21 protein-coding genes are annotated in these 21624 nt (G+C 59.6%); 11 read left to right on the top strand and 10 right to left on the bottom strand.

Going from position 1 to position 21624, the window contains the following annotated elements:
- Nucleotides 1-83 precede the first annotated feature (83 nt).
- From aat to CTR2_RS09060, 3 genes are all read left to right on the top strand, one after another.
- Nucleotides 84-833, top strand: coding sequence for a leucyl/phenylalanyl-tRNA--protein transferase (gene aat / locus CTR2_RS09070; protein ID WP_087084342.1), 750 nt, complete (start codon nucleotides 84-86; stop codon nucleotides 831-833).
- 28 nt (nucleotides 834-861) lie between these two features.
- Nucleotides 862-1632: an arginyltransferase gene (locus CTR2_RS09065; protein WP_087084343.1), complete on the top strand. Its 771-nt coding sequence runs from the start codon at nucleotides 862-864 to the stop codon at nucleotides 1630-1632.
- Between the two features lie 98 nt (nucleotides 1633-1730).
- On the top strand, nucleotides 1731-2564 hold the full coding sequence (locus tag CTR2_RS09060; RefSeq protein WP_087084344.1) for an IclR family transcriptional regulator: 834 nt from the start codon (nucleotides 1731-1733) through the stop codon (nucleotides 2562-2564).
- A gap of 139 nt (nucleotides 2565-2703) precedes the next feature.
- On the opposite strand, the gene pbpG is transcribed toward CTR2_RS09060, so the two are convergent.
- From pbpG to CTR2_RS09025, 7 genes are all read right to left on the bottom strand, one after another.
- A complete protein-coding gene (gene pbpG / locus CTR2_RS09055; protein WP_087084345.1) occupies nucleotides 2704-3918 on the bottom strand; it encodes a D-alanyl-D-alanine endopeptidase in 1215 nt (404 codons plus the stop codon).
- 112 nt (nucleotides 3919-4030) lie between these two features.
- On the bottom strand, nucleotides 4031-5569 hold the full coding sequence (locus CTR2_RS09050; protein WP_087084346.1) for a 2-isopropylmalate synthase: 1539 nt from the start codon (nucleotides 5567-5569) through the stop codon (nucleotides 4031-4033).
- A 103-nt stretch (nucleotides 5570-5672) separates the two neighbouring features.
- On the bottom strand, nucleotides 5673-7346 hold the full coding sequence (gene leuA, locus CTR2_RS09045; RefSeq protein WP_087084347.1) for a 2-isopropylmalate synthase: 1674 nt from the start codon (nucleotides 7344-7346) through the stop codon (nucleotides 5673-5675).
- A gap of 232 nt (nucleotides 7347-7578) precedes the next feature.
- Entirely contained in the window at nucleotides 7579-8448 is an 870-nt protein-coding gene (pssA, locus tag CTR2_RS09040; RefSeq protein ID WP_087084674.1) for a CDP-diacylglycerol--serine O-phosphatidyltransferase, read from the bottom strand.
- Between the two features lie 199 nt (nucleotides 8449-8647).
- Complete coding sequence (gene ilvC, locus CTR2_RS09035; RefSeq protein WP_003080801.1) at nucleotides 8648-9664, bottom strand: ketol-acid reductoisomerase; 1017 nt, start codon at nucleotides 9662-9664, stop codon at nucleotides 8648-8650.
- 75 nt (nucleotides 9665-9739) lie between these two features.
- Nucleotides 9740-10231 (bottom strand): acetolactate synthase small subunit, encoded by a 492-nt coding sequence (gene ilvN / locus CTR2_RS09030; protein WP_003056638.1) that lies wholly within the window; start codon nucleotides 10229-10231, stop codon nucleotides 9740-9742.
- Nucleotides 10232-10385: 154 nt separating this feature from the next.
- Nucleotides 10386-12173: an acetolactate synthase 3 catalytic subunit gene (locus CTR2_RS09025; RefSeq protein WP_003066236.1), complete on the bottom strand. Its 1788-nt coding sequence runs from the start codon at nucleotides 12171-12173 to the stop codon at nucleotides 10386-10388.
- 265 nt (nucleotides 12174-12438) lie between these two features.
- Here CTR2_RS09025 and CTR2_RS09020 point away from each other — a divergent pair, with 265 nt between their 5' ends.
- The 6 genes from CTR2_RS09020 to CTR2_RS08995 are packed head-to-tail and all read left to right on the top strand — an operon-like array spanning nucleotide 12439 to nucleotide 15892.
- The gene (locus tag CTR2_RS09020) at nucleotides 12439-13008 is read left to right on the top strand and encodes an RNA polymerase sigma factor (RefSeq protein WP_087084348.1); all 570 of its coding nucleotides are present in this window, start codon (nucleotides 12439-12441) and stop codon (nucleotides 13006-13008) included.
- A complete protein-coding gene (locus tag CTR2_RS09015) occupies nucleotides 13005-13460 on the top strand; it encodes a DUF3619 family protein (RefSeq protein WP_087084349.1) in 456 nt (151 codons plus the stop codon). The genes CTR2_RS09020 and CTR2_RS09015 overlap by 4 nt, the downstream gene beginning before the upstream one ends.
- A 22-nt stretch (nucleotides 13461-13482) precedes the next feature.
- Nucleotides 13483-14298: a DUF3106 domain-containing protein gene (locus CTR2_RS09010; RefSeq protein WP_087084350.1), complete on the top strand. Its 816-nt coding sequence runs from the start codon at nucleotides 13483-13485 to the stop codon at nucleotides 14296-14298.
- A gap of 59 nt (nucleotides 14299-14357) precedes the next feature.
- On the top strand, nucleotides 14358-14891 hold the full coding sequence (locus tag CTR2_RS09005; protein WP_087084351.1) for an RDD family protein: 534 nt from the start codon (nucleotides 14358-14360) through the stop codon (nucleotides 14889-14891).
- 12 nt (nucleotides 14892-14903) lie between these two features.
- A complete protein-coding gene (locus CTR2_RS09000; protein ID WP_034356988.1) occupies nucleotides 14904-15302 on the top strand; it encodes a diacylglycerol kinase in 399 nt (132 codons plus the stop codon).
- Nucleotides 15299-15892, top strand: coding sequence for an LOG family protein (locus CTR2_RS08995; RefSeq protein WP_087084352.1), 594 nt, complete (start codon nucleotides 15299-15301; stop codon nucleotides 15890-15892). The genes CTR2_RS09000 and CTR2_RS08995 overlap by 4 nt, the downstream gene beginning before the upstream one ends.
- Before the next feature lie 140 nt (nucleotides 15893-16032).
- Here CTR2_RS08995 and CTR2_RS08990 read toward each other — a convergent pair whose 3' ends face one another.
- On the bottom strand, nucleotides 16033-16371 hold the full coding sequence (locus CTR2_RS08990) for a P-II family nitrogen regulator (protein ID WP_003056652.1): 339 nt from the start codon (nucleotides 16369-16371) through the stop codon (nucleotides 16033-16035).
- A 50-nt stretch (nucleotides 16372-16421) separates the two neighbouring features.
- Nucleotides 16422-18068, bottom strand: coding sequence for an NAD+ synthase (locus CTR2_RS08985; RefSeq protein WP_087084353.1), 1647 nt, complete (start codon nucleotides 18066-18068; stop codon nucleotides 16422-16424).
- Here CTR2_RS08985 and CTR2_RS08980 point away from each other — a divergent pair.
- Nucleotides 18067-19383 (top strand): GNAT family N-acetyltransferase, encoded by a 1317-nt coding sequence (locus CTR2_RS08980; RefSeq protein WP_176391687.1) that lies wholly within the window; start codon nucleotides 18067-18069, stop codon nucleotides 19381-19383. The genes CTR2_RS08985 and CTR2_RS08980 overlap by 2 nt on opposite strands.
- Nucleotides 19384-19444: 61 nt before the next feature.
- Here the strand turns inward: CTR2_RS08980 and CTR2_RS08975 are convergent, their stop codons facing one another.
- Nucleotides 19445-21214: a methyl-accepting chemotaxis protein gene (locus CTR2_RS08975; RefSeq protein WP_087084354.1), complete on the bottom strand. Its 1770-nt coding sequence runs from the start codon at nucleotides 21212-21214 to the stop codon at nucleotides 19445-19447.
- On the opposite strand from CTR2_RS08975, the gene CTR2_RS08970 reads away from it, so the two are divergent.
- A complete protein-coding gene (locus CTR2_RS08970; RefSeq protein WP_140401064.1) occupies nucleotides 21204-21614 on the top strand; it encodes a hypothetical protein in 411 nt (136 codons plus the stop codon). The genes CTR2_RS08975 and CTR2_RS08970 overlap by 11 nt on opposite strands.
- The last annotated feature ends 10 nt before the right edge of the window (nucleotides 21615-21624 follow it).

The following is a 21624-nucleotide window of genomic DNA, read 5'->3' as shown; positions in this document are numbered from 1 at the left end:
GCCAGCCCCCTTCGTCTGCCGCGACACTCAAAACCGCTTCAGTCTGTGCAAGACTAAGGGCAGTCCATCCACTCCCACTGCCAATGACGCACTCCCTGCCCTGGCTGCAGCCCGAACAAGAATTCCCCCCCATCGATCAGACCTGGGGGGAACGGGACCCCATTCCCGGGTTGCTCGCCGCCGGCAATACGCTGGATGCAGCACGTCTTCGCGCTGCTTACAGCCAAGGTATTTTCCCGTGGTTCAGCGAGGGACAACCTGTTCTCTGGTGGTCTCCCAACCCGCGCATGGCCCTGCATCCCGACGAGTTTCGCCTGCACCGCAGCCTGCGCAAAAAACTGCAGAAATTTCGCAATGATCCGCGCTGTGAAATTCGCATCGACAGCGCTTTTGCCACGGTGATGCAGCATTGCGCCCAGACCCCGCGCGATGGACAGAATGGTACGTGGATTGTGCAAAGCATCGTTGATGCCTATACCGAGCTGCATCAGCAAGGCGCTGCACATAGCGTGGAAACCTGGATTGATGGCCAGCTGGTTGGCGGCCTCTACTGCGTGGCGCTGGGCAGAGCGGTTTTTGGCGAATCCATGTTCGCACTGCAGACCGACGCCTCCAAGATTGCGCTGTCGGCACTGGTGGCCCTGTGCAGGGCTCATCAGGTTCCACAAATCGACTGCCAGCAGGCCACCGCCCATCTATCTTTCATGGGCGCTCGAGAAGTCACAAGAGCGCAGTTCGCCCGGACCGTTCAAGCCCAGGCCCAGCTCCTCGATATGCAGTGGCAATTCAGCCCCATATACTGGGAACAGTTGCTGAGCCATACTGAGGCTTGACGCACCGCATCTGCAGCCGAGTCCGATCATGACGCACCCGAACGACCTCCCGCTACATGCCCTGCAGTTCTATGCCACGGCAGCCTATCCCTGCAGCTATCTGCCGGGCCGGCTGGCACGCTCTCAGGTCGCCACACCCAGTCACCTGATTCAGAACACCACCTATTCGGAACTGGTCACGCTGGGCTTCAGGCGCAGCGGCATGTTCACCTATCGCCCCTATTGCGATGGCTGCAAGGCCTGCGTTCCCCTGCGAATTCTGGCCCAGGAGTTTCGCCCCAGCCGCAGCCAGCGGCGCGCTGCAAAACAGCATGGGCAACTGGTCGCATCCATTCAGCGCCTACACTACTCCGACGAACACTACCAGCTCTACCTACGCTACCAGCAGCACCGCCATAGCGGCGGCGGCATGGACAACGACAGCGTGGACCAGTACACGCAGTTTCTGCTGCAAAGCAGAGTCAACTCACGATTGGTCGAGTTCCGCGAGCCGGGCACAAACGGTCAGCCCGGCACACTCAAAATGCTCTCCATTCTGGACGTACTGGAGGACGGGCTGTCGGCGGTCTACACCTTCTACGATCCGGAAGACCACGCCAGCTACGGCACCTTCAATGTGCTGTGGCAAATTCAGCAAGCGAAAGCCATGAACCTGCCTTATGTCTATCTTGGTTACTGGATCTCCGAGAGCCAGAAGATGCGCTACAAGGCCAGCTTTTTGCCACATGAGATTCGCCAGGGCGAGCTATGGCAACGCATAGACAGGCAAAGCATTGTGCGCTCGCAAATTGAAGAGTGACGCTGCAAAAAACAGCACATGGATATATGAGCGGATGACATGGCTGCACGGCTGCAGCACCGCTAGAATGCCCTCATCCCGCAAAGTATCTCCAACGCATGAAAAAAGACGACCTATCGGCCTCCGCAAAGCCCAGCGTCCAGGTTCTGGAACGCATGTTCACGTTGATCGACGTGCTGGCATCGCGTGAGGAAGCGGTTTCTTTGAAGGAGATCAGCGAACGCACGGGCCTGCATCCATCGACCACGCACCGCATACTCAATGACCTTGCACTGGGCCGCTTTGTGGATCGCCCCGAATCGGGCAGCTACCGCCTGGGCATGCGCTTTCTGGAACTGGGCAACCTGGTCAAGGCCCGGCTGAACGTGCGTGAAGTGGCGCTGACCCCTATGCGTCAGCTTTACAAGCAGATTCAGCAGCCCATCAGCCTGTCCGTGCGTCAGGGTGACGAAATTGTGTATGTGGAACGCGCCTACAGCGAACGCTCCGGCATGCAGGTGGTACGCGCCATCGGTGGCCACGCGCCTCTGCACTTGACCTCCAACGGCAAGCTGTTCCTGGCTGCCGACGATTCCCAGCAGGTGCGCGCCTACGCCATGCGCACCGGCCTGCCAGGCAAGACCCATTTCAGCATCACCCAGCTGGGTGACCTCGAACATGAGCTGGCCAAGGTACGCCAATACGGTATTGCCCGCGACAACGAAGAGCTGGAGCTGGGCGTGCGTTGCATGGCAGCCGGCATTTACGACGACCAGAGCAAGCTGATTGCAGGCCTGTCCATCTCAGCCCCCGCAGACCGCCTTGATGAGAGCTGGGCCCCCAGATTGCAGGCCACGGTGCAGGAAATTTCCGTGGCGCTGGGTTTCAGCGGCACACGCCCGGCGCCGGCTCAAGCAGCGGCCAACCCCTATAGCCGCAGCCAGCACGGCTGAATCTCTTCGCTCCAATGAGAGGGGCGAGCTCATCTCGCAATCTGCAAAAGAGCTGGAAGGCCATTTCAGGTATTGATCCAATAAAAAAGCGCTACCGAGGTAGCGCATTTTTTGTTGACGGGCCTGGCCCTCGCCAGGCTCAACCGCGGATACGGCTGGCAATCGTGTTGCTGGCCGTGGGGCCCTTGCTTTCCATCCAGTGGCGTACACGCTCGGCATCTGCCAGGCGGCTGAACTTGCCCGCCGAGTCCAGGAACACCATGATCAGCTTGCGGCCGGCCACATGGGCTTGCATCACAAGGCAGCGACCGGCTTCGGAGATATAGCCGGTCTTTTGCAGGCCGATATCCCAGTTGTCGCTCTTGACCAGACGGTTGGTGTTGTTGAACTGCAGCGTGCGGCGACCGACGGCCACTTCATAACCGGGCGATGTGGAGTATTCGCGCATCAGCGGATCCGCATGGGCCACTGCCACCAGGCGCGCCAGGTCGCGCGCACTGGACTGGTTGCTGCTGGACAGGCCGGTGGGCTCCACATAGCGCGTGTCCTTCATGCCCAGCTGCAGCGCCTTGGAGTTCATCAGCTGCACAAACTGCGCCAGACCGCCGGGATAAGTGCGTCCCAGGGCATGGGCAGCACGGTTCTCGCTGGACATCAGCGCCAGATGCATCATCTCGGCGCGCGTCAAGGTGGTGCCGACACGCAGACGGGAGCTGCTGTGCTTTTCGGTATCCACATCGTCCTGCGTGATGGTGATCATCTCGTCCATGGGCAGACGGGCCTGGGAGATCAGCAGACCGGTCATGAGCTTGGTCAGCGAGGCAATCGGCAGCACGGCCTGATCGTTCTTGCTCAGCAGCACCTCATGCGTGTCCTGGTCGATCACATAAGCCACGCTGCTTTGCAGATCCAGGGGATCCGAGACGGAGTGAAGACCCGCCATCTGCCCGTAGGACAGGCGTGCAGGCTCGACCGCCGTGGCAGCTGCTGCCGCAGCAACCGCAGCACCGGTAGCTCCTGCCCTGGCCAGACGCTTCTTGCCGCCGGTCTTCTCTTCTCTTTCGGCCTTGGCCGCTAGAGCAGTCTTTCCGCCCTTCTTGCTTGCAAGCTTGGCGTCCGCCTTTTCGGGCTTGCCTTTGGCGACCTTTGCGCCTTTAGGCTGCGCTGCGGCACGAACCTTGCCAGCCGGCTCCTTGGCCGCTTTCTTAGCCGAAGCTGCAGCAGCCACGGGCTTTTTGGAGTCTTTCTTAGGCGCCGCCGCATGCGCTGCCGGGGCAGCCAGAGCGCAGCTCAACAGAGCCAAAGACACCACCTGGGTGAGTTTTGCAAGGCGAAATGGACGCAGCAGCTGCATGCGATACTCCAGACAACAAGGTGTAAGGATTTAATTCAATCAAAAAAGTTGTGCAGTGACAAGCACTTGCACAACCTTCTCGATAATCTGAGTGAAATTATAAATCCAGCAGTCAACCTTGTGCTGCAACAACTTCCTGATTGCTATGCAATTTGTTCAAAGCGCTCAGATAAGCCTTGGCCGATGCGACCACAATGTCGGGGTCAGCACCCACTCCGTTGACGACGCGACCACTGCGTTGCAGGCGCACCGTCACCTCGCCCTGACTCTCGGTTGAACCGCTGATGGCATTGACGGAATACAGCACCATTTCGGCACCGCTCTTGACTTCGGACTCGATGGCCTTGAACGAGGCATCGACTGGACCATTGCCCTCGGAGCTGGCCTTGATTTCCCGGCCTGCATTGCTGAAGACCACGCTGGCATGTGGGCGCTCACCTGTTTCGCTCTGCTGGGCCAGCGAAATAAACTGAAACTGATTGTCCTGGTGCTCCGCGCCTTCGGCATTCACCAGCGCCAGAATGTCCTCGTCAAAGATTTCGCTCTTGCGATCCGCGAGTTCCTTGAAGCGCGTGAAGGCCTGGTTGATGGCAGCTTCACTATCCAGCTCCACCCCCAGCTCCTGCAGACGCTGCTTGAAGGCGTTGCGACCACTGAGCTTGCCCAGCACGATCTTGTTGGCCGCCCAGCCCACATCCTCGGCACGCATGATTTCGTAGGTATCACGCGCCTTGAGCACGCCATCCTGATGAATGCCGGAGGCATGAGCAAAGGCATTGGCCCCCACCACCGCCTTGTTGGGCTGCACCACAAAGCCCGTGGTCTGGCTGACTAGGCGGCTGGCGGCCACGATATGCTGGGTATCGATATTCACATCGAGACCAAAGTAGTCCTTGCGCGTCTTGATAGCCATGACCACTTCTTCAAGTGAGCAGTTACCCGCACGCTCGCCCAGCCCGTTGATGGTGCATTCGATCTGGCGCGCGCCGCCGATCTTCACGCCCGCCAGCGAATTGGCAACCGCCATGCCCAGGTCGTTGTGGCAATGCACGGACCAGACGGCCTTGTCGCTGTTGGGAACGCGCTCGCGCAAGTTGCGAATGAACTCGCCATAGAGCTCGGGAATCGCATAACCCACGGTGTCGGGCACGTTGATGGTGGTTGCACCTTCCTTGATGACGGCCTCGATCACGCGCGCCAGAAAATCGGGTTCGCTGCGATAGCCGTCCTCCGCGCTGAACTCGATGTCTTCGATGAGATTGCGCCCGAAGCGCACCGCCTGCTTGGCCTGCTCCAGCACCTGCTCGGGTGTCATGCGCAGCTTTTTCTCCATGTGCAGCGGACTGGTGGCGATGAAAGTGTGAATGCGAGCACGGTTGGCGTCCTTCAAGGACTCGGCCGCACGCGCAATGTCGCGGTCGTTGGCGCGTGAGAGCGAGCAGACCGTGGAATCCTTGATAGCACGCGCAATGCTCTGGATGGACTCGAAGTCGCCATTGGATGCCGCAGCAAACCCCGCCTCGATCACATCGACCTTGAGGCGCTCCAGCTGGCGTGCAATGCGCAGCTTTTCATCGCGCGTCATGGAGGCGCCAGGCGACTGCTCGCCGTCACGCAAGGTGGTGTCAAAAATAATGAGCTGATCGGACATGGTGGGGACTCTCTATGTAATGGCGCCGGTAGACGCCTGTTTTGACTGGAGGATTGCCGACAAAAAAGCCGGCGCGCTTTTGGCGACACCGGCTTTGAACCTTTTATGCGGCTACCGCCTCTTCGGCGACAGCAGGGACGCGCTGCACTCCCGAGATGATGGCGCGCAACGAGGCAGAAAAGATACTGGCATCGACCCCGACGCCATAGCAGACCTGAGCGTCATCCACGCGCAGCTCCACATAGGCAATCGCCTTGGCATTCGCTCCCTCGCCAATCGCATGCTCGGCATAGTTGAGCACGCGCACATTGCGACCGACGTTAGCCGACAGCGCCTGCACGAAGGCATCAATGGGGCCCGTACCTTCGCCTTCCAAAAAATACTTTTCTCCAGCGATCTCTATGTGGGAACTCATATTGACCACGCCATCTGCCTCGCTCAGGCGATATTGAGGTGCCTTGACAGTGTTGACCCCATATTCGCGCTGGAACAGCTCCCACAGATCAGCAGCCGACAACTCCTTGCCGCTGGCATCCATCTCGCGCTGCACGACCTGGCTGAACTCGATCTGCAGGCGGCGGGGCAGCTGAAGTCCGTATTCGCTCTCGAGCAGATAGGCAATGCCGCCCTTGCCCGACTGGCTGTTCACGCGAATCACTGCCTCATAGCTGCGACCCAGGTCCTTGGGATCGATGGGCAAATAAGGCATATCCCAGATATCGCCTTCCTTGTGGGCGGCGAAAGCCTTCTTGATGGCATCCTGGTGAGAGCCGGAGAAGGAGGTGTAGACCAGGTCACCCACGTAAGGATGACGAGGATGCACGGGCAACTGGTTGCAATGCTCGACCGTTGCACGGATATCGTCGATGTCGGAGAAATCCAGGCCGGGGTTCACGCCCTGGATGTACATATTGAGCGCCACATTCACCACGTCCAGATTGCCGGTGCGCTCGCCATTGCCGAACAGGCAGCCTTCCAGTCGATCTGCGCCGGCCATCAGGGACAGCTCGGCAGCCGCCGTTCCGGTGCCGCGATCGTTATGCGGATGGACCGAGATCACCACGCTGTCACGGCGCTTGATGTTGCGATGCGTCCACTCCACCATGTCGGCAAAGATATTGGGTGTGGAGTGCTCCACGGTGGTGGGCAGATTGATGATGCACTTGTTCTCGGGCGTGGGCTGCCAGACATCGGTGACGGCATCGATCACGCGCTTGGAGAACTCCAGCTCGGTGTCCGAATACATTTCGGGCGAGTACTGGAAGGTCCACTTGGTGTTGGGGTGCTGGGCCGCGATGTCCTTGAACATCTGGGCATTGGTCACCGCCAGCTCCACAATCTCGTCTTCACTCATATTCAGCACCACGCGGCGCATCACGGGAGCCGTGGCGTTGTAGAGATGGACGATGGCGCGGGGCACGCCTTCGAGCGCCTCGAAAGTGCGACGAATCAGGTGCTCACGCGCCTGGGTCAGCACCTGTACGGTCACATCGTCGGGAATGCGGTTTTCCTCGATGAGCTTGCGCATGAAGTCGAACTCGATCTGCGAGGCCGAAGGGAAGCCGACTTCGATTTCCTTGAAACCGATCTTCACCAGTTGTTCGAACATGCGCACCTTGCGCTCGATGTCCATGGGCTCGATCAAAGCCTGGTTGCCGTCACGCAGATCCACGCTGCACCAGACCGGGGGCTTGGTGATGACCGCGTCGGGCCAGGTGCGATCGGTCAGACGCACGGGGGCGAAAGCGCGGTATTTGGTGGAAGGGTTTTGCAACATGGTGAGTCTCTTTAGTCGAAATTAGAGGAAATTGAACCCAGCTCCAGCGACGCCCAAAAGCAAAAACGGCCCGTCGCTGATGCTACGGGCCGCCAAGTAGGGTGTGTTTGTACGCGCGCGCTACTTTCTCTGCCCGTTGGACATTAGTAGTAGAGCTAGCGACAGGTTTTGCATGCGGCTCACTTTAACACAAGAAAAGTTGACAGGGCCAGGATTTTTTCGCAGCAGCGCTTCAATCGTCGTGCAGACCGCGCTCGTCGGGCTCGTCCTTGGAGGTCGCCACAATGCTGACCTGCTCGCCCTTGGCACGGCGCCAGGCGTAGATCACATATCCCGAGATCGAGTAGCCGACAAACACCAGGAACAGCATGGTTGCAGGCTCGATGCTGACCACGGCCATCAGCAGGGCCACCACCACCAGCGAGACGAACGGCATGCTCTTGGCACCGCCGATATCCTTGAAGCTGTAATAGGGAATATTGGTGACCATGGTCAGACCTGCGAACAGCGTGATGGCGAACATGATCCAGGACAGATCGGCCCTGTCCGTGGGATAGCCGCCAAACCAGGAAATCACATCACCGAAGATGGGCACGTCGCGATGGGAAACCATCAGAGCACTGGTCAGCCAGATAAAGCCCGCCACCAGGGCCGCTGCCGCAGGCGAAGGCATGCCCTGGAAATAGCGCTTGTCCACCACGGCCGTATTCACGTTGAAGCGTGCCAGGCGCAATGCTGCGCAGGCGCAATACACAAAGGCGGCAATCCAGCCCCAGCGCCCCAGAGGACGCAAGGCCCATTCATAAGCAATCAGCGCAGGCGCGGCACCAAAGGACACCATGTCCGAGAGCGAATCCATTTGCTCGCCGAACGCGCTTTGCGTATGTGTCATGCGCGCCACGCGACCATCAAGACTGTCGAGCACCATGGCGCAGAAAACGCCCACGGCCGCCAGTTCGAACTTGTTGTTCATGGCCATGACGATGGCGTAGAAACCGCCAAACAGCGCTGCCAGCGTAAACAGATTGGGCAGCACATAAATGCCTTTGCGCGGCTTGCGCGGCATTCCACTCAGATCGGCAGAATCATTGCTGTTTTGCATCAAACAGACCTCCAGTGCTTGCATGTCAAATGCATGCAGCTATTAAAACGATAGTATTTCAAGCATGGCCATCACGGCCATGTCCCTGCCACCAGTGTACCCGCCACACAGATCGCCTCCGGAATGAAAAAAGGCCACCTCGAAGGTGGCCTCTTGCCCAAGTGCAGTCTTCCGGCTCGCGCCGAATGACTTGCCTGGATTAGTTGCGGGTCTGGTCGACCAGCTTGTTCTTGGAGATCCAGGGCATCATGGAGCGCAGCTGGCCGCCCACTTGCTCGATGGCATGGTCGGCGTTCTGGCGACGACGGGCAGTCATCGAAGGATAGTTCAGACGGCCTTCGCTGATGAACATCTTCGCGTATTCACCGCTCTGGATGCGCTTGAGGGCGTTGCGCATGGCCTTGCGGGATTCTTCGTTGATGACTTCGGGGCCGGTCACGTACTCGCCATACTCCGCATTGTTGGAGATGGAGTAGTTCATGTTGGCGATGCCGCCTTCGTACATCAGGTCAACGATCAGCTTCAGCTCGTGCAGGCACTCGAAGTAAGCCATTTCGGGAGCGTAACCAGCTTCGGTCAGCGTCTCGAAGCCCATCTTCACCAGTTCCACGGCACCGCCGCACAGCACGGCCTGCTCGCCGAACAGGTCGGTCTCGGTTTCTTCCTTGAAGTTGGTTTCGATGATGCCGCCCTTGCCACCGCCGTTGGCGGAAGCATAGGACAGGGCCACGTCACGGGCCTTGCCGGACTGGTCCTGGTAGATGGCGATCAGGGAAGGCACGCCGCCGCCCTTCAGGTATTCGGAGCGCACGGTGTGGCCGGGGCCCTTGGGGGCGACCATGATCACGTCCAGATCGGCGCGAGGCACGACCTGGTTGTAGTGCACGTTGAAGCCGTGAGCGAAAGCCAGGGTAGCGCCGGACTTGATGTTGGGCTCGACGTTGTTCTTGTACACCTCGGGGATGTTCTCGTCGGGCAGCAGGATCATGACCACGTCGGCAGCCTTGACCGCATCGTTCACTTCCATCACGGTCAGGCCGGCCTTGCCAACCTTGTCCCAGGAAGAGCCGCCCTTGCGCAGACCGACCACAACCTTCACGCCGCTGTCGTTCAGGTTTTGAGCATGTGCGTGGCCTTGGCTGCCGTAGCCGATGATGGCAACAGTCTTGCCCTTGATCAGGCTCAGGTCACAGTCCTTGTCGTAGAAAACTTTCATGATGGCTCCAGGTCTCTTATCTTGAGGGGGTTAAAAAGGTTTGTTCAGATTCAAATTGGGTGCAAACAGCAGCCATTAGACACGCAGAATGCGTTCGCCACGACCAATACCCGAGGCGCCCGTACGAACGGTCTCAAGGATGGCAGTGCGATCAATGGCTTGCAGGAAGGCATCGTTCTTGGACTGGTCGCCGGTCAGCTCCACGGTGTAGCTCTTCTCGGTCACGTCGATGATGCGGCCGCGGAAGATGTCCGCCATGCGCTTCATTTCCTCGCGCTCCTTGCCCACGGCACGCACCTTGACCATCATCAGCTCGCGCTCGGTGTAGGCACCTTCGGTCAGGTCCACCACTTTAACCACTTCAATCAGTCGGTTCAGGTGCTTTGTGATTTGCTCAATCACATCGTCCGAACCCGTGGTGAGGATGGTCATGCGCGACAGCGAGGGGTCCTCGGTCGGTGCGACAGTCAGGGATTCGATGTTGTAGCCACGGGCGGAAAACAGGCCCACGACGCGCGACAGTGCTCCAGGCTCGTTCTCGAGCAGCACGGCAATAATGTGTTTCATTGGGAGATTCCTCTTTTCGCCGCCCTCCCCTGACACCGGTAAGTGCCAGGCTCGGCGGACAATAGATTCGTCAAAACGCTATTTAAAATATAGCTACTTGCGCTTGATATGTAAGTACTTGAGGCCGATTTCTTTCAAAACCGGCTGCCCGGCATCACAGATCGTCGGCGCCCAGCAGCATTTCCGTGATGCCACGGCCGGCTTGCACCATGGGGAACACGTTCTCGGTCGGATCGGTGCGGAAGTCCAGGAAAACCGTCTTGCTTTCCTCGCGCACGATACGGCGCGCCTCGCGCAGCGCAGCCTCGACATCGGCAGGCTTCTCGATCAGCAGGCCACGATGACCAAAGGCCTCTGCCAGCTTCACGAAGTCGGGCAGCGAATCCATATAGCTGCTCGAGTAGCGACCCGAGTATTCAATTTCCTGCCACTGGCGCACCATGCCCAGGAAACGGTTGTTCAGCGCGCAGATGACCACCGGGGTGTTGTACTGCTTGCAGGTGGCCAGCTCCTGAATATTCATCTGGATCGAGCCTTCGCCCGTGATGCAGAAGACTTCGGAGTCGGGCTTGGCCAGCTTGATGCCCATGGCGTAAGGCAGACCCACGCCCATGGTGCCCAGACCGCCGGAGTTGATCCAGCGACGGGGTTCATCAAAGCGGTAATACTGCGCCGCCCACATCTGGTGCTGGCCCACATCGGAGGTGATGTAAGCGTCGGCATCCTTGGTCATGTTCCACAGTGTGTCAACCACGTACTGGGGCTTGATGACTTCGGTGTTGGACTTGTCGTAGCTCAGACAGTCGCGGCTGCGCCAGCCTTCGATGGTGTTCCACCATTGGCCCAAAGCTGCCTCATCAGGGCGCTGTGCCGACTCGCGCAGCATGGCGATCAGCTCGTTCAGCACATCCTTGACATCGCCCACGATGGGCACGTCCACCTTCACGCGCTTGGAGATGGAGGAGGGATCGATGTCGATATGGATGATCTTGCGCTCCACCGACATGAAATGCTTGGGGTTGCCGATCACGCGGTCGTCAAAGCGGGCACCCACGGCCAGCAGCACATCGCAGTTCTGCATGGCATTGTTGGCTTCGATGGTGCCGTGCATGCCCAGCATGCCCAGGAACTTCTTGTCGCTGGCCGGGTAGGCACCCAGGCCCATCAGCGTGTTCGTGACCGGGTAGCCCAGCATGTCCACCAGCTGACGCAGCTCGTTGCAGGCATTGCCCAGCAGCACGCCACCGCCGGTGTAGATATAGGGACGCTTGGCCGTCAGCAGCAACTGCAAAGCCTTGCGGATCTGGCCCGCATGACCCTTTTTGACGGGGTTGTACGAGCGCATTTCCACTTTTTCAGGATAGCCCGTGTACAGCGCCTTCTTGAAGGACACGTCCTTGGGAATATCCACCACCACAGGGCCGGGACGACCGGTGCGGGCGATGTGGAAAGCCTTTTTCATGGTCTCGGCCAGCTCGCGCACATCCTTGACCAGGAAGTTGTGCTTGACGATGGGACGAGTGATGCCCACGGTGTCGCACTCTTGAAATGCGTCGGTACCGATGTAATTGGTCGATGTCTGACCAGCAATCACCACCATGGGAATGGAGTCGGTATAGGCGGTGGCGATGCCAGTCACGGCATTGGTCAGACCAGGGCCGGATGTCACCAGCGCCACGCCCACCTCGCCGGTGGCACGCGCAAAACCGTCGGCAGCATGCACGGCCGCCTGCTCGTGGCGCACCAGCACATGCTGAATGCTGTCCTGCTTGTAGAGCGCGTCGTAGATATAGAGAACTGCCCCGCCAGGGTAACCCCACAGGTGCTTGACACCTTCAGCCTGAAGAGACTTGATGAGGATTTCGGAGCCCATCAATTCCTGGGCGCCCTTGGGGGACGATGCGGCGGCTGCGGAGGCCAGCTCGGCTTTGGAGATTTCCATGATCAACCTTTGTGAATTTCTCTAACGAAAAACCTTCGGTGCCCTTAGCCTGAAGCCCTTGTGAGGCCGGTTTAGGACTTAAGACCACATGCCATGGACGTTTGTGTGTACGCCGGACCGTGATCCGTTTGCTTCTTTAAGTTGAAGATCATTATCGCACTGCAACAAGACCTTCAAATGCAGTACACAAAAAAACATCATCGGATGCGATAATCTGCCGCTTTCGCCACTACCTAACTCCCGCTTTCTCCAGGGTTACTCTCTCTTGGCCACAGAACAAGAACTGTCTGCATTCCTCAAAGACGTTGAAAAGCGCGCCTTCAAACGCAGCGTTTTCCATGTCCGCGACGAGGAGGCCGCCCTGGATATCGTGCAGGACAGCATGCTCAAACTGGCCCAGCACTATGGGGACAAACCGGTCAATGAGCTGCCCATGCTGTTCCAGCGCATTCTGTCGAACAGCACCCTGGACTGGTTTCGCCGCCAGAAGACCCAGAAAGCCATTTTCACGCACTTCAGCGACCTGGAGTCTTCCGTAGACGGGGACAGCGACTTCGACTGGCTGGAAACCTATGCCACCAACAGCGACGAATCCGCCGCCAGCAACGCCGAGAGCCTGACCGAACGCAAGCAGACACTGCAAAGCATAGAAAAAGAGATACAGGAGCTGCCTGCGCGTCAACGCGAGGCGTTTCTCATGCGTTACTGGGAAGAGATGGATGTCGCAGAGACCGCTGCCGCCATGGGTTGCTCTGAAGGCAGTGTCAAAACCCATTGCTTCCGCGCCATTCAAACATTGAGCAAGGCACTCAAGGCCAAAGGAATCGAGTTATGAAATCCGCGCCCACCCTCCGGCAAGAACAGACCGCCGACCGCATCGCCCGTCAAATCACTGCCCGACTGAGCGAGGGCGAAGCCTTGCTCCCCTACGAAATTACCGAACGCCTGCGCGCCTCCCGCGAGCAAGCCGTGTCTGTACGTCGCCGCGAAGCGTCTGTGCTGCGCGTTCAGACCAGTACTGCAGCATCTGCCCAGGGCAGCACCCTGACACTGGGTAGCCCCGACGAGGGTAGCGGCTGGTGGCGTACCCTGGTCTCTGCCATCCCCGTTTTTGCACTCATTGCGGGCCTGGTAATCTACAACTCCGACACCGAACAAAGTATGCTAAGCGAAGTCACCGAGGTCGATACCGCCTTGCTGACCGATGATCTGCCCCCTGCTGCCTACTCTGATCCTGGCTTCATCCAGTACCTCAAGACCTCGGCAGCCACTCCATCAGAACACTAAACCGCCTGCTACCTCTGCCTTGATGCCCACTGAGAAGCACTCCCTCCTGAAACCCGACAACACCGCCGCCATCATGGCGGCGCTGTTGTTGGTGGCCTTGAGCTGGACAGGATGGAATGTCGTACAGCAAGTCAGGCTGGCACCCAGCTCCGTGCCCCCCGCCACGGTAGCCGCATCCAGATCCATGCATGCAGATCCGTCCACGCGCCAGAGAGCCTCGGCACAGGCCTCGGGCCCACGCTGGGGCGAACTGAGCAGCCACCAGCGCGAGATTCTGCTGCCGCTGCAAGAGCGCTGGGCCATGATCGGCTCGGTACAGAAGCGCCGCTGGATTGCCCTGGCGGATGGCTTTGACAAACTCAGCGAGCGCGAACAGCAAAAGCTTCATGACCGCATGGAAGCCTGGTCTGGCCTGAGTGCCGCCCAGCGCAACCAGGCCCGGCTGAATTTCGCCATTACCAACAAGCTCGCGACTGACAAGCAGGCCCAGTGGGAGGCCTATCAGGCTCTGAGCGATGAAGAAAAGCGACTGCTGGCCGCCCGCGCCACTCCCAAGGTGATAAGCGCCGCACCGGCCATCAAGCCCGTACCTTCCAAGAAGCTGGCGCGCATTCCTGCTGCCACGGCCTCCCCCAATACGGTGCCCAATCTGCCCAAGATTCCACCCGCAACCATTCATCACCCACCACCGCCCGTGCCTGCAACACCAGCCATGGTGGAGACGCACCCCATCCGTACGCCCTCGGTGATTGTGGAAACGGCTCCCGTGGACATTCCTCGCGCCACGCCCATCACGCTGCCGCCGCTGGATGCGCCAGGTCAAGACTCGCACCAATGACAGTGCCGATGCTGCAGGCCCAAACTCTGGCAGGCTGAGCTGAGCCCTACAATGCCCTCATGCAGCAAGACACCCCGCCGGCAGCCTCATCGACTCCTGACTTCATAGCACCAAGCCTTCGTCGCCGCATGGCTTGCTGGCTTTATGAAGGCATGCTTCTGTTTGGCGTGGTGTTCATCGCCGGCTATTTGTTCGGCACGTTGTCTCAGACGCGCAATGCACTCGACAATCGGCATCTGCTGCAGGCCTTCATGCTGGTGGTGCTGGGGATTTACTTTGTCTGGTTCTGGAGCAAGGGCCAGACGCTGGCCATGAAGACCTGGCATATCCGCGTGGTCGATACACAAGGTCGCCCCCTGACGCAAACCCGCGCCCTGCTGCGCTACGCAGCCAGCTGGATGTGGTGGCTGCCACCGCTGGCCCTGCTCTACCCGCTGGGCCTGCCGCCACTGGAGGTGCTGGTGCTGCTCATGGGCTGGATTCTGATCTGGGCGCTGCTGAGTCGCTTTCACCCCAGAAAGCAGTTCTGGCACGACGCCTGGGCCGGCACCCAGTTGGTGCATCAGGCCCCCACTCCCAAACGCATCCGCTGACCCATCCTCTCCATGAGCACCTCCTCACCCGACCCCGTCAACCCGCAAAAAAGCCGTACCGGACTGTCCCGGGTGCTGCATGCCGGCGGCTACTCACTGGCTGGCCTCAAGGCCGGCTGGCATGAAAAAGCATTTCAGCAAGAAGCAATCTGTGCTGCTGTCATGATTCCTCTGGCGCTCTGGCTGGGCCAGAGCTGGGAGCAGACAGCACTGCTGGCCGGCACCGTCATCCTGGTGCTTATTGTGGAATTGCTCAATACCGGCATAGAGGCAGCCATAGACCGTATCGGCCCCGAATGGCACGAGCTGTCCAAGAAAGCCAAGGACATGGGCAGCGCCGCTGTATTTCTGGCCCTGTGCCTTTGCGGCGCCGTCTGGGCTGCCGCTCTTTATCACCGCTTCATCGTATGACTCAACCCGCTTTTTCCATTTGCGTGTACTGCGGCTCACGCCCCGGCACCAACCCTCAATTCACCGAAGTCGCCAAGGCCGTGGGCCAGTGGATAGGCTCTCGCGGCGGCCAGCTGGTCTATGGCGGTGGACGCAGTGGCCTGATGGGCGTGGTGGCCGAAGCCACGCAACAAGCTGGCGGCCGTGTAGTCGGCATCATCCCTCAGGCACTGGTCGACAAGGAACTGGCCAACCAGGCCTGCGACGAGCTGCACATCGTCAAGAACATGCACGAGCGCAAGGCCATGATGGCCGAGCGCAGCGATGCCTTCGTGGCCCTGCCCGGCGGCATCGGTACTTTTGAAGAGCTGTTCGAAGTCTGGACCTGGCGCCAGCTGGGCTACCACGACAAGCCCGTCGGCATTCTCAATGTGGATGGCTATTACGACACCATGCTGCAGTTTCTGCAGTCCTGCGTGGGCAACGGCTTCATGGGCGAGTGGCAGATGGGCCTGGTCGAAAGCAGTAGCGACACCTCGGCCCTGCTGCAAAATCTCGTCCAGAATGCCGGCAGCCAGCTGGATACACCGCCTCTGCGCTCGGTGATCTGAGCCCTGAAAAACCAAACCCAGCAGGACGGCATCCACCGGCCTGCTGGCAGTGCGCACGCCCGGCCCCGGGCCAAGAAAAAAGCCAGACTCAAGGTCTGGCTTTTTGACTGGGGCGCATGACTGGGGCGCAGCATGGCGGCTTAGACCGCAGTGTCGTCCAGCTCACCCGTGCGGATGCGCACTACCCGCTCCACGGGGGTGATGAAGATCTTGCCGTCACCAATCTTGCCGGTGCGCGCGACGTTGACGACTGCATCCACGCAGCGGTCCACGTCTTCATCTCGCACCACGACTTCGATCTTCACCTTAGGCAGAAAATCCACGACATACTCGGCGCCACGATAAAGCTCTGTATGGCCTTTCTGGCGGCCAAAACCCTTGACTTCGGTCACGGTCAGACCATTCACCCCACACTCTGCCAGGGCCTCGCGCACTTCCTCGAGTTTGAAGGGCTTGATGACGGCGGTAATCATTTTCATGGGGCTGGTTCCTCAATGGATTGAAATCGGCAAACACCGGAGGCAGAACCTCAGGCGCGAAATTTGTTGGTGATGGGGTAGCGCCAGTCCTTGCCAAAGCTGCGCAATGTCAGGCGTGGACCGACCGGCGCCTGGCGACGCTTGTACTCGTTGATTTGTATCAGACGCGTGACCCGCTCCACATCCGCTGGCGCAAAACCCTCGGCGACGATGGAGCTTATGCTCTCATTGTTTTCCATGTAGCGGGACACGATGGCATCCAGCACCTCGTAGTCCGGCAGGCTGTCCTGATCCTTCTGATCGGGGCGCAACTCGGCACTGGGCGGACGCGTGATGATGCGCTCGGGAATGGGATCGAGCCCCGTGCCGAAGGGATCGTTGGCATTGCGCCAGCGGGCCAGCGCAAAAACCTCGGTCTTGAACACATCCTTGATGACGGCAAAGCCGCCGGCCATGTCGCCGTACAGCGTGCAGTAGCCGGTGGACATCTCGCTCTTGTTGCCCGTGGTCAGCACGATGGAGCCAAACTTGTTGCTCATGGCCATCAGCAGGGTGCCGCGAATACGGGCTTGCAGGTTTTCCTCGGTCGTGTCTTCGGCGCGTCCGGCAAAAGTGCCAGCCAGCGCTGCCTTGAAGGCCTCGAACTGCGGCGCGATATCGATTTCTTCGTGCTGCACGCCCACGCGCTCGGACATCTCGCGCGCATCCAGCCAGCTGATATCGGCCGTGTAGGGCGAAGGCATCATGACCGTGCGCACCTTGTCCGCCCCCAGAGCGTCCACGGCGATGGCCAGCACCAGGGCCGAGTCCATGCCGCCCGACAGGCCTATGAGTGCGCCGGGAAAGCGGTTCTTGCCCACATAGTCGCGCACGGACAGCACCAGCGCAGACCAAAGCGCATGGTGGTGGTTCAGCTGGAGCCTGACTTGCCCCTTCAGCGTCACGCCCCCATCCACCAGCTGCGCAGCCACCATGGGCAGCTCTTCCTCGAAAGCTGCCGCGCGAGCCGCCACCTGGCCGCTGGCGTCCACCGCGAACGAGCAACCATCGAACACGACCTCATCCTGGCCGCCTACCAGATGGGCATACACCAGGGGAACCGCATTTTCCATGGCGCGCTGCGCAATCACCGCCTCGCGCTCGGAGGGCTTGCCGCTATGGAACGGCGAGGCATTGATGACGGCCAGCAACTGGGCGCCTGCGGCCACAGCCGCCCGCGCAGGGCCGGCATGCCAGGCGTCTTCGCAAATCAGCAGTCCGATCTGGATGCCGTCCAGCTCGAAGACACAGCTTTCCGCACCGGCCGCAAAGTAGCGCTGTTCGTCGAACACGCCAAAATTGGGCAGCAGTTGCTTGAAATAGCACGCAATCTGCTGACTATCGCGCAACACGCTGGCAGCGTTGAACAGTTTTTCACCTTGCGCATCGCGCTGCGGGTGACCGATGACCAGCGCCAGCCCCGGCCATTGGGCACTGGCTTGCTGCAACTGCTGCAGGGCCGCATCGCAGGCTTCCAGAAAAGCCGGACGCAGATACAGGTCTTCAGCCGCATAGCCGCACAGGGCCAGCTCGGGCGTGAGCAGCAGGCGGGCACCGTTGGCATAAGCTTCAGCAGCAGCGGCAATGATTTTCTGGACATTGCCAGAGAGGTCTCCCACAACAAAATTGCGTTGGGCACAGCAAATGGAAAGCGTCATGAAAAGCAAGCTAGGCGGTGAGGCCACCAGCCCCCGCGACAATCAGGGCATGGCCGAAAACAAGATTATCACTCGCGTGCTTGCCAGCGTGCAGCAGCTGGACGCACAAACCTGGAATGTGCTGCTGGCCTCTCAATCCACGCCCACACCCTTCATGCGCCACGAATACCTGGCAGCCATGGAGCAAAGCGGCAGCGCCACGCCCGATACGGGCTGGATCGCCCGGGTCATCACCGTCTGGGACGGCGATGAGCTGCTGGCGGCCTGCCCCCTCTATATCAAGACCCACTCCTACGGCGAATATGTGTTTGACTGGGCCTGGGCGCGCGCCTATCAGCAGCATGGCCTGCCTTACTACCCCAAGGGATTGCTGGCCGTCCCCTTCACGCCCGTGCCAGGCTCCCGCCTTCTGGCACGCAGCCAGGCATTGCGCGTAGCGCTGGTGCATGCCGTCCAGGCCTGGGCAGCCGAGCAGCAGCTGTCATCGCTGCACCTGCTGTTTGGCGATGCCGACGATCTTGCCGCCTGCGCCGCAGCCGGCTGGATGCCGCGCAGCACAGTGCAGTTTCACTGGACGAACACGCCGCCCGCCAGCATGCAGACCTGCGCCGGCACTGCGACAGCACCGTCCCGCTGGAAGGACTTCGACGACTTTCTGGGCTCGCTGAACCAGGAAAAGCGCAAGAAAATCCGCCAGGAGCGACGCAAGATACGCGAAGCCGGCGTGAGCTTCAAAGCCATGCAGGGTAGCGACATCGGTGCGCAGGACTGGTCCTTCTTTTACCGCTGCTATGAGCGCACCTACCTGGAACATGGCAACCCGCCATATCTGACACCGGAGTTCTTTGCCGCCATGGCCTCGGCCATGCCCGAGAACTGGGTGATGTTCATCGCCGAGCGCAACGGACAGCCTGTCGCCTCAAGTTTGATAGCTATTACCGATTTTCAGCAAACGATTTCAGAATCAGAACCATTGTTTCTTGAGGACAGACAAGCGCAAGCTGCTATCAATAGCAAGATCGCCTATGGCCGCTACTGGGGCGCTCTGGAGCGGGTCGACAGCTTGCATTTCGAAGCCTGCTACTACCAGCCCATCGAATGGTGCATCGCCAACGGCTTTGACCGCTTCGAAGGCGGCGCCCAGGGCGAGCACAAGATGGCCCGCGCGCTGCTGCCCGTGGAAACACCGAGCGCCCACTGGGTGGCCCATCCCGCTTTTGCCGATGCCATCGAGCGCTTCCTGCAGCGCGAGAGCGAAGGCATGGCCCAGTATGTGGAAGAGCTGCAATCCCATAGTCCGCTGCGCAAGGCCTGAAGGCGGAGACAAAAAAAAGGCCGCTTTGCAGCGGCCTTGACGCTCAGTCTCCAGGAGACATTCAGAAGGTTTCCCAGTCATCCTCATCCAGCGAGGACTTTTGCACATTACGGGCAGTAGCGGATTCGCCAGCAACAGCCCCCCCCATCAAAGAGCGCGGGGCTGCCGGCATGGGGGCAGGACGGGCGGCCACACGACGGACAGGTGCCTGACGCGCCGGGGCGGCAGCAGCAACCACAGCCGGCGCCGCAGCACGGGCTGCAGCCTTGGGCGCCTGGTCATAAAGCGCACTGGCAGGCAACTGGAAGACCGCCACTGCCTGAACCAGATCCTGCGCCTGCTTGCGCAGCGCACCGGCGGCGGCAGCACTTTCCTCCACCAGCGCCGCGTTTTGCTGCGTCGTCTGATCCATCTGCGTCACCGCCTCGCCAACCTGGGCCACACCCTGGCTCTGCTCCTGGCTGGCGGCACTGATCTCGGCCATCAAATCCGTCACCCGGCTGATCGCCGACACGATGTCGGCCATGGTGGCACCGGCCTTGTCCACCAGCTGCGTGCCCTGCTCCACCCGCTGCACGCTGGTGCTGATCAAGGCCTTGATTTCCTTGGCGGCCTCGGCACTGCGCTGGGCCAGGGTGCGTACCTCGCCCGCCACCACGGCAAAACCACGACCCTGCTCACCGGCTCGCGCCGCTTCCACGGCCGCATTCAGCGCCAGGATATTGGTCTGGAAGGCGATGGAGTCGATAACGGTGATGATGTCGGCAATCTGCTGGCTGCTGTTGTTGATGCCCTTCATGGTTTCCACCACTTCGGCCACCACGGCACCGCCCTGCGCAGCCACCTGGGAAGCATTCACCGCCATTTGATTGGCGGCACGGGCGTTGTCGGCGTTCTGGCGCACGGTAGAGCCCAACTGCTCCATGGAGGCGGCGGTTTCCTCCAGCGCACTGGCCTGCTCCTCGGTACGACCGGAGAGATCGGCATTGCCCGAGGCAATCTGCGAACTGGCCGAGGCCACGCCTTCCGCGTTCTGGCGTACCGAGCGCACGGTCTGCACCAGACTGCTTTGCATACGCTCCAGGGCGCTGAGCAAGCGGCCTGTTTCGTCCTGTCGCTCCACGCGGATGACGCCGCTCAGATCCCCATTGGCCACACGATCCGCGGCCTGCACCGCCTGCTCCAGCGGCGTACGGATGGAACGCACCAGCCAGATGCCTGCCCCTGCAGCCACCAGCACCGCAATCACGGCAGCCAAGGCAAGCATGCTCACAGCCCGGTCGTAAACCCCCTCCGAAGCCAGAGTCTCGCCCCTTGCCACATCGCTGTTGAACTTGATCAGTTTTTGCAGCGTCGCCGAAGACAGGTCATAGAGCTTGAGAGATTCGCCTCCCAGCAATTGCTTGGCCTGCTCTTTATCGCCTCGACGCGAAATTTCGAACAGTTGCTTGTTCAACTCGACGTAACGTTCCCGTTCGCGCAGGAACTGAGCGTAGAGCTCGCGCTCCTCGGCAGTGACAATCAAAGGTTCATAGAGCTTTTTTGCCTCTGCCAGGTGTTTCTGCAATTGCTCGAATTGAGCTTCCACCTGAGCCATATAGCTGGGCTCGTCATTATTGACATGTCGCAACTCGAGCAAGCGGGTGCGCGCCAGGTCAGTATTGAGTGTATTGATCACTTCCACACTGGGCAGGGCATTGCCGGTGATGGTTTCAGCGCTGGAGCGCATGGAGCGCAGCTGCAGCAATGCCATGGCAACCACCACGACCAGCAGCAAGACCAGAACTCCGAACGTACCAAGAATCCGCGTGGAGATTTTGATGCTTTTCATTGATTGCACCTCCCTCTATTACCAATTAGTTTTTATAAATACTTCTTTTGAATCCATGCCCACGAAGCACAAGGATTCAATTTTCTGCTCTATCGGGAAATATCTCTCTGAATGGCATACCAGAGATGGAATGCTCCTTGATACCGGTTTATATGTTTTCAATTGTTTCCAGTTTCATATTCCTTGCCTATCTTCAAGAGCCTACAGTCATGTAGGCAGTCACTTACGCCGCACTCGAGTTACTGAAAGTTACCAATCAGTGACAACAGAGATTCTCGATGCCATAGCAACCTACATAGCCTTGAAAAAGCATCAAGCCACCCCTCTTCTTGATCAATATCAAGACAGTTTGAAGAAAGCTTGTAAAAAACCCCGACAGCATTCGCTATCGGGGTTTTGAGACGGAAGTC

This window comes from Comamonas thiooxydans, assembly GCF_002157685.2.
GTDB classification, from domain to species: Bacteria; Pseudomonadota; Gammaproteobacteria; order Burkholderiales; family Burkholderiaceae_C; genus Comamonas; species Comamonas testosteroni_H.
The sequence above is the reverse complement of the archived record's forward strand: the minus strand, read 5'-3'. Positions and strand labels throughout refer to the sequence as shown.

What these genes read in the sequence shown, in the direction of transcription:
- aat (WP_087084342.1), top strand. Translation starts at nt 84, where the DNA reads ATGACGCACTCCCTGCCCTGGCTGCAGCCCGAACAAGAATTCCCCCCC.
- CTR2_RS09065 (WP_087084343.1), top strand. Translation starts at nt 862, where the DNA reads ATGACGCACCCGAACGACCTCCCGCTACATGCCCTGCAGTTCTATGCC.
- CTR2_RS09060 (WP_087084344.1), top strand. Translation starts at nt 1,731, where the DNA reads ATGAAAAAAGACGACCTATCGGCCTCCGCAAAGCCCAGCGTCCAGGTT.
- pbpG (WP_087084345.1), bottom strand. Translation starts at nt 3,918, where the DNA reads ATGCAGCTGCTGCGTCCATTTCGCCTTGCAAAACTCACCCAGGTGGTG.
- CTR2_RS09050 (WP_087084346.1), bottom strand. Translation starts at nt 5,569, where the DNA reads ATGTCCGATCAGCTCATTATTTTTGACACCACCTTGCGTGACGGCGAG.
- leuA (WP_087084347.1), bottom strand. Translation starts at nt 7,346, where the DNA reads ATGTTGCAAAACCCTTCCACCAAATACCGCGCTTTCGCCCCCGTGCGT.
- pssA (WP_087084674.1), bottom strand. Translation starts at nt 8,448, where the DNA reads ATGCAAAACAGCAATGATTCTGCCGATCTGAGTGGAATGCCGCGCAAG.
- ilvC (WP_003080801.1), bottom strand. Translation starts at nt 9,664, where the DNA reads ATGAAAGTTTTCTACGACAAGGACTGTGACCTGAGCCTGATCAAGGGC.
- ilvN (WP_003056638.1), bottom strand. Translation starts at nt 10,231, where the DNA reads ATGAAACACATTATTGCCGTGCTGCTCGAGAACGAGCCTGGAGCACTG.
- CTR2_RS09025 (WP_003066236.1), bottom strand. Translation starts at nt 12,173, where the DNA reads ATGGAAATCTCCAAAGCCGAGCTGGCCTCCGCAGCCGCCGCATCGTCC.
- CTR2_RS09015 (WP_087084349.1), top strand. Translation starts at nt 13,005, where the DNA reads ATGAAATCCGCGCCCACCCTCCGGCAAGAACAGACCGCCGACCGCATC.
- CTR2_RS09010 (WP_087084350.1), top strand. Translation starts at nt 13,483, where the DNA reads ATGCCCACTGAGAAGCACTCCCTCCTGAAACCCGACAACACCGCCGCC.
- CTR2_RS09005 (WP_087084351.1), top strand. Translation starts at nt 14,358, where the DNA reads ATGCAGCAAGACACCCCGCCGGCAGCCTCATCGACTCCTGACTTCATA.
- CTR2_RS09000 (WP_034356988.1), top strand. Translation starts at nt 14,904, where the DNA reads ATGAGCACCTCCTCACCCGACCCCGTCAACCCGCAAAAAAGCCGTACC.
- CTR2_RS08995 (WP_087084352.1), top strand. Translation starts at nt 15,299, where the DNA reads ATGACTCAACCCGCTTTTTCCATTTGCGTGTACTGCGGCTCACGCCCC.
- CTR2_RS08990 (WP_003056652.1), bottom strand. Translation starts at nt 16,371, where the DNA reads ATGAAAATGATTACCGCCGTCATCAAGCCCTTCAAACTCGAGGAAGTG.
- CTR2_RS08980 (WP_176391687.1), top strand. Translation starts at nt 18,067, where the DNA reads ATGAAAAGCAAGCTAGGCGGTGAGGCCACCAGCCCCCGCGACAATCAG.
- CTR2_RS08985 (WP_087084353.1), bottom strand. Translation starts at nt 18,068, where the DNA reads ATGACGCTTTCCATTTGCTGTGCCCAACGCAATTTTGTTGTGGGAGAC.
- CTR2_RS08970 (WP_140401064.1), top strand. Translation starts at nt 21,204, where the DNA reads ATGCTTTTCATTGATTGCACCTCCCTCTATTACCAATTAGTTTTTATA.
- CTR2_RS08975 (WP_087084354.1), bottom strand. Translation starts at nt 21,214, where the DNA reads ATGAAAAGCATCAAAATCTCCACGCGGATTCTTGGTACGTTCGGAGTT.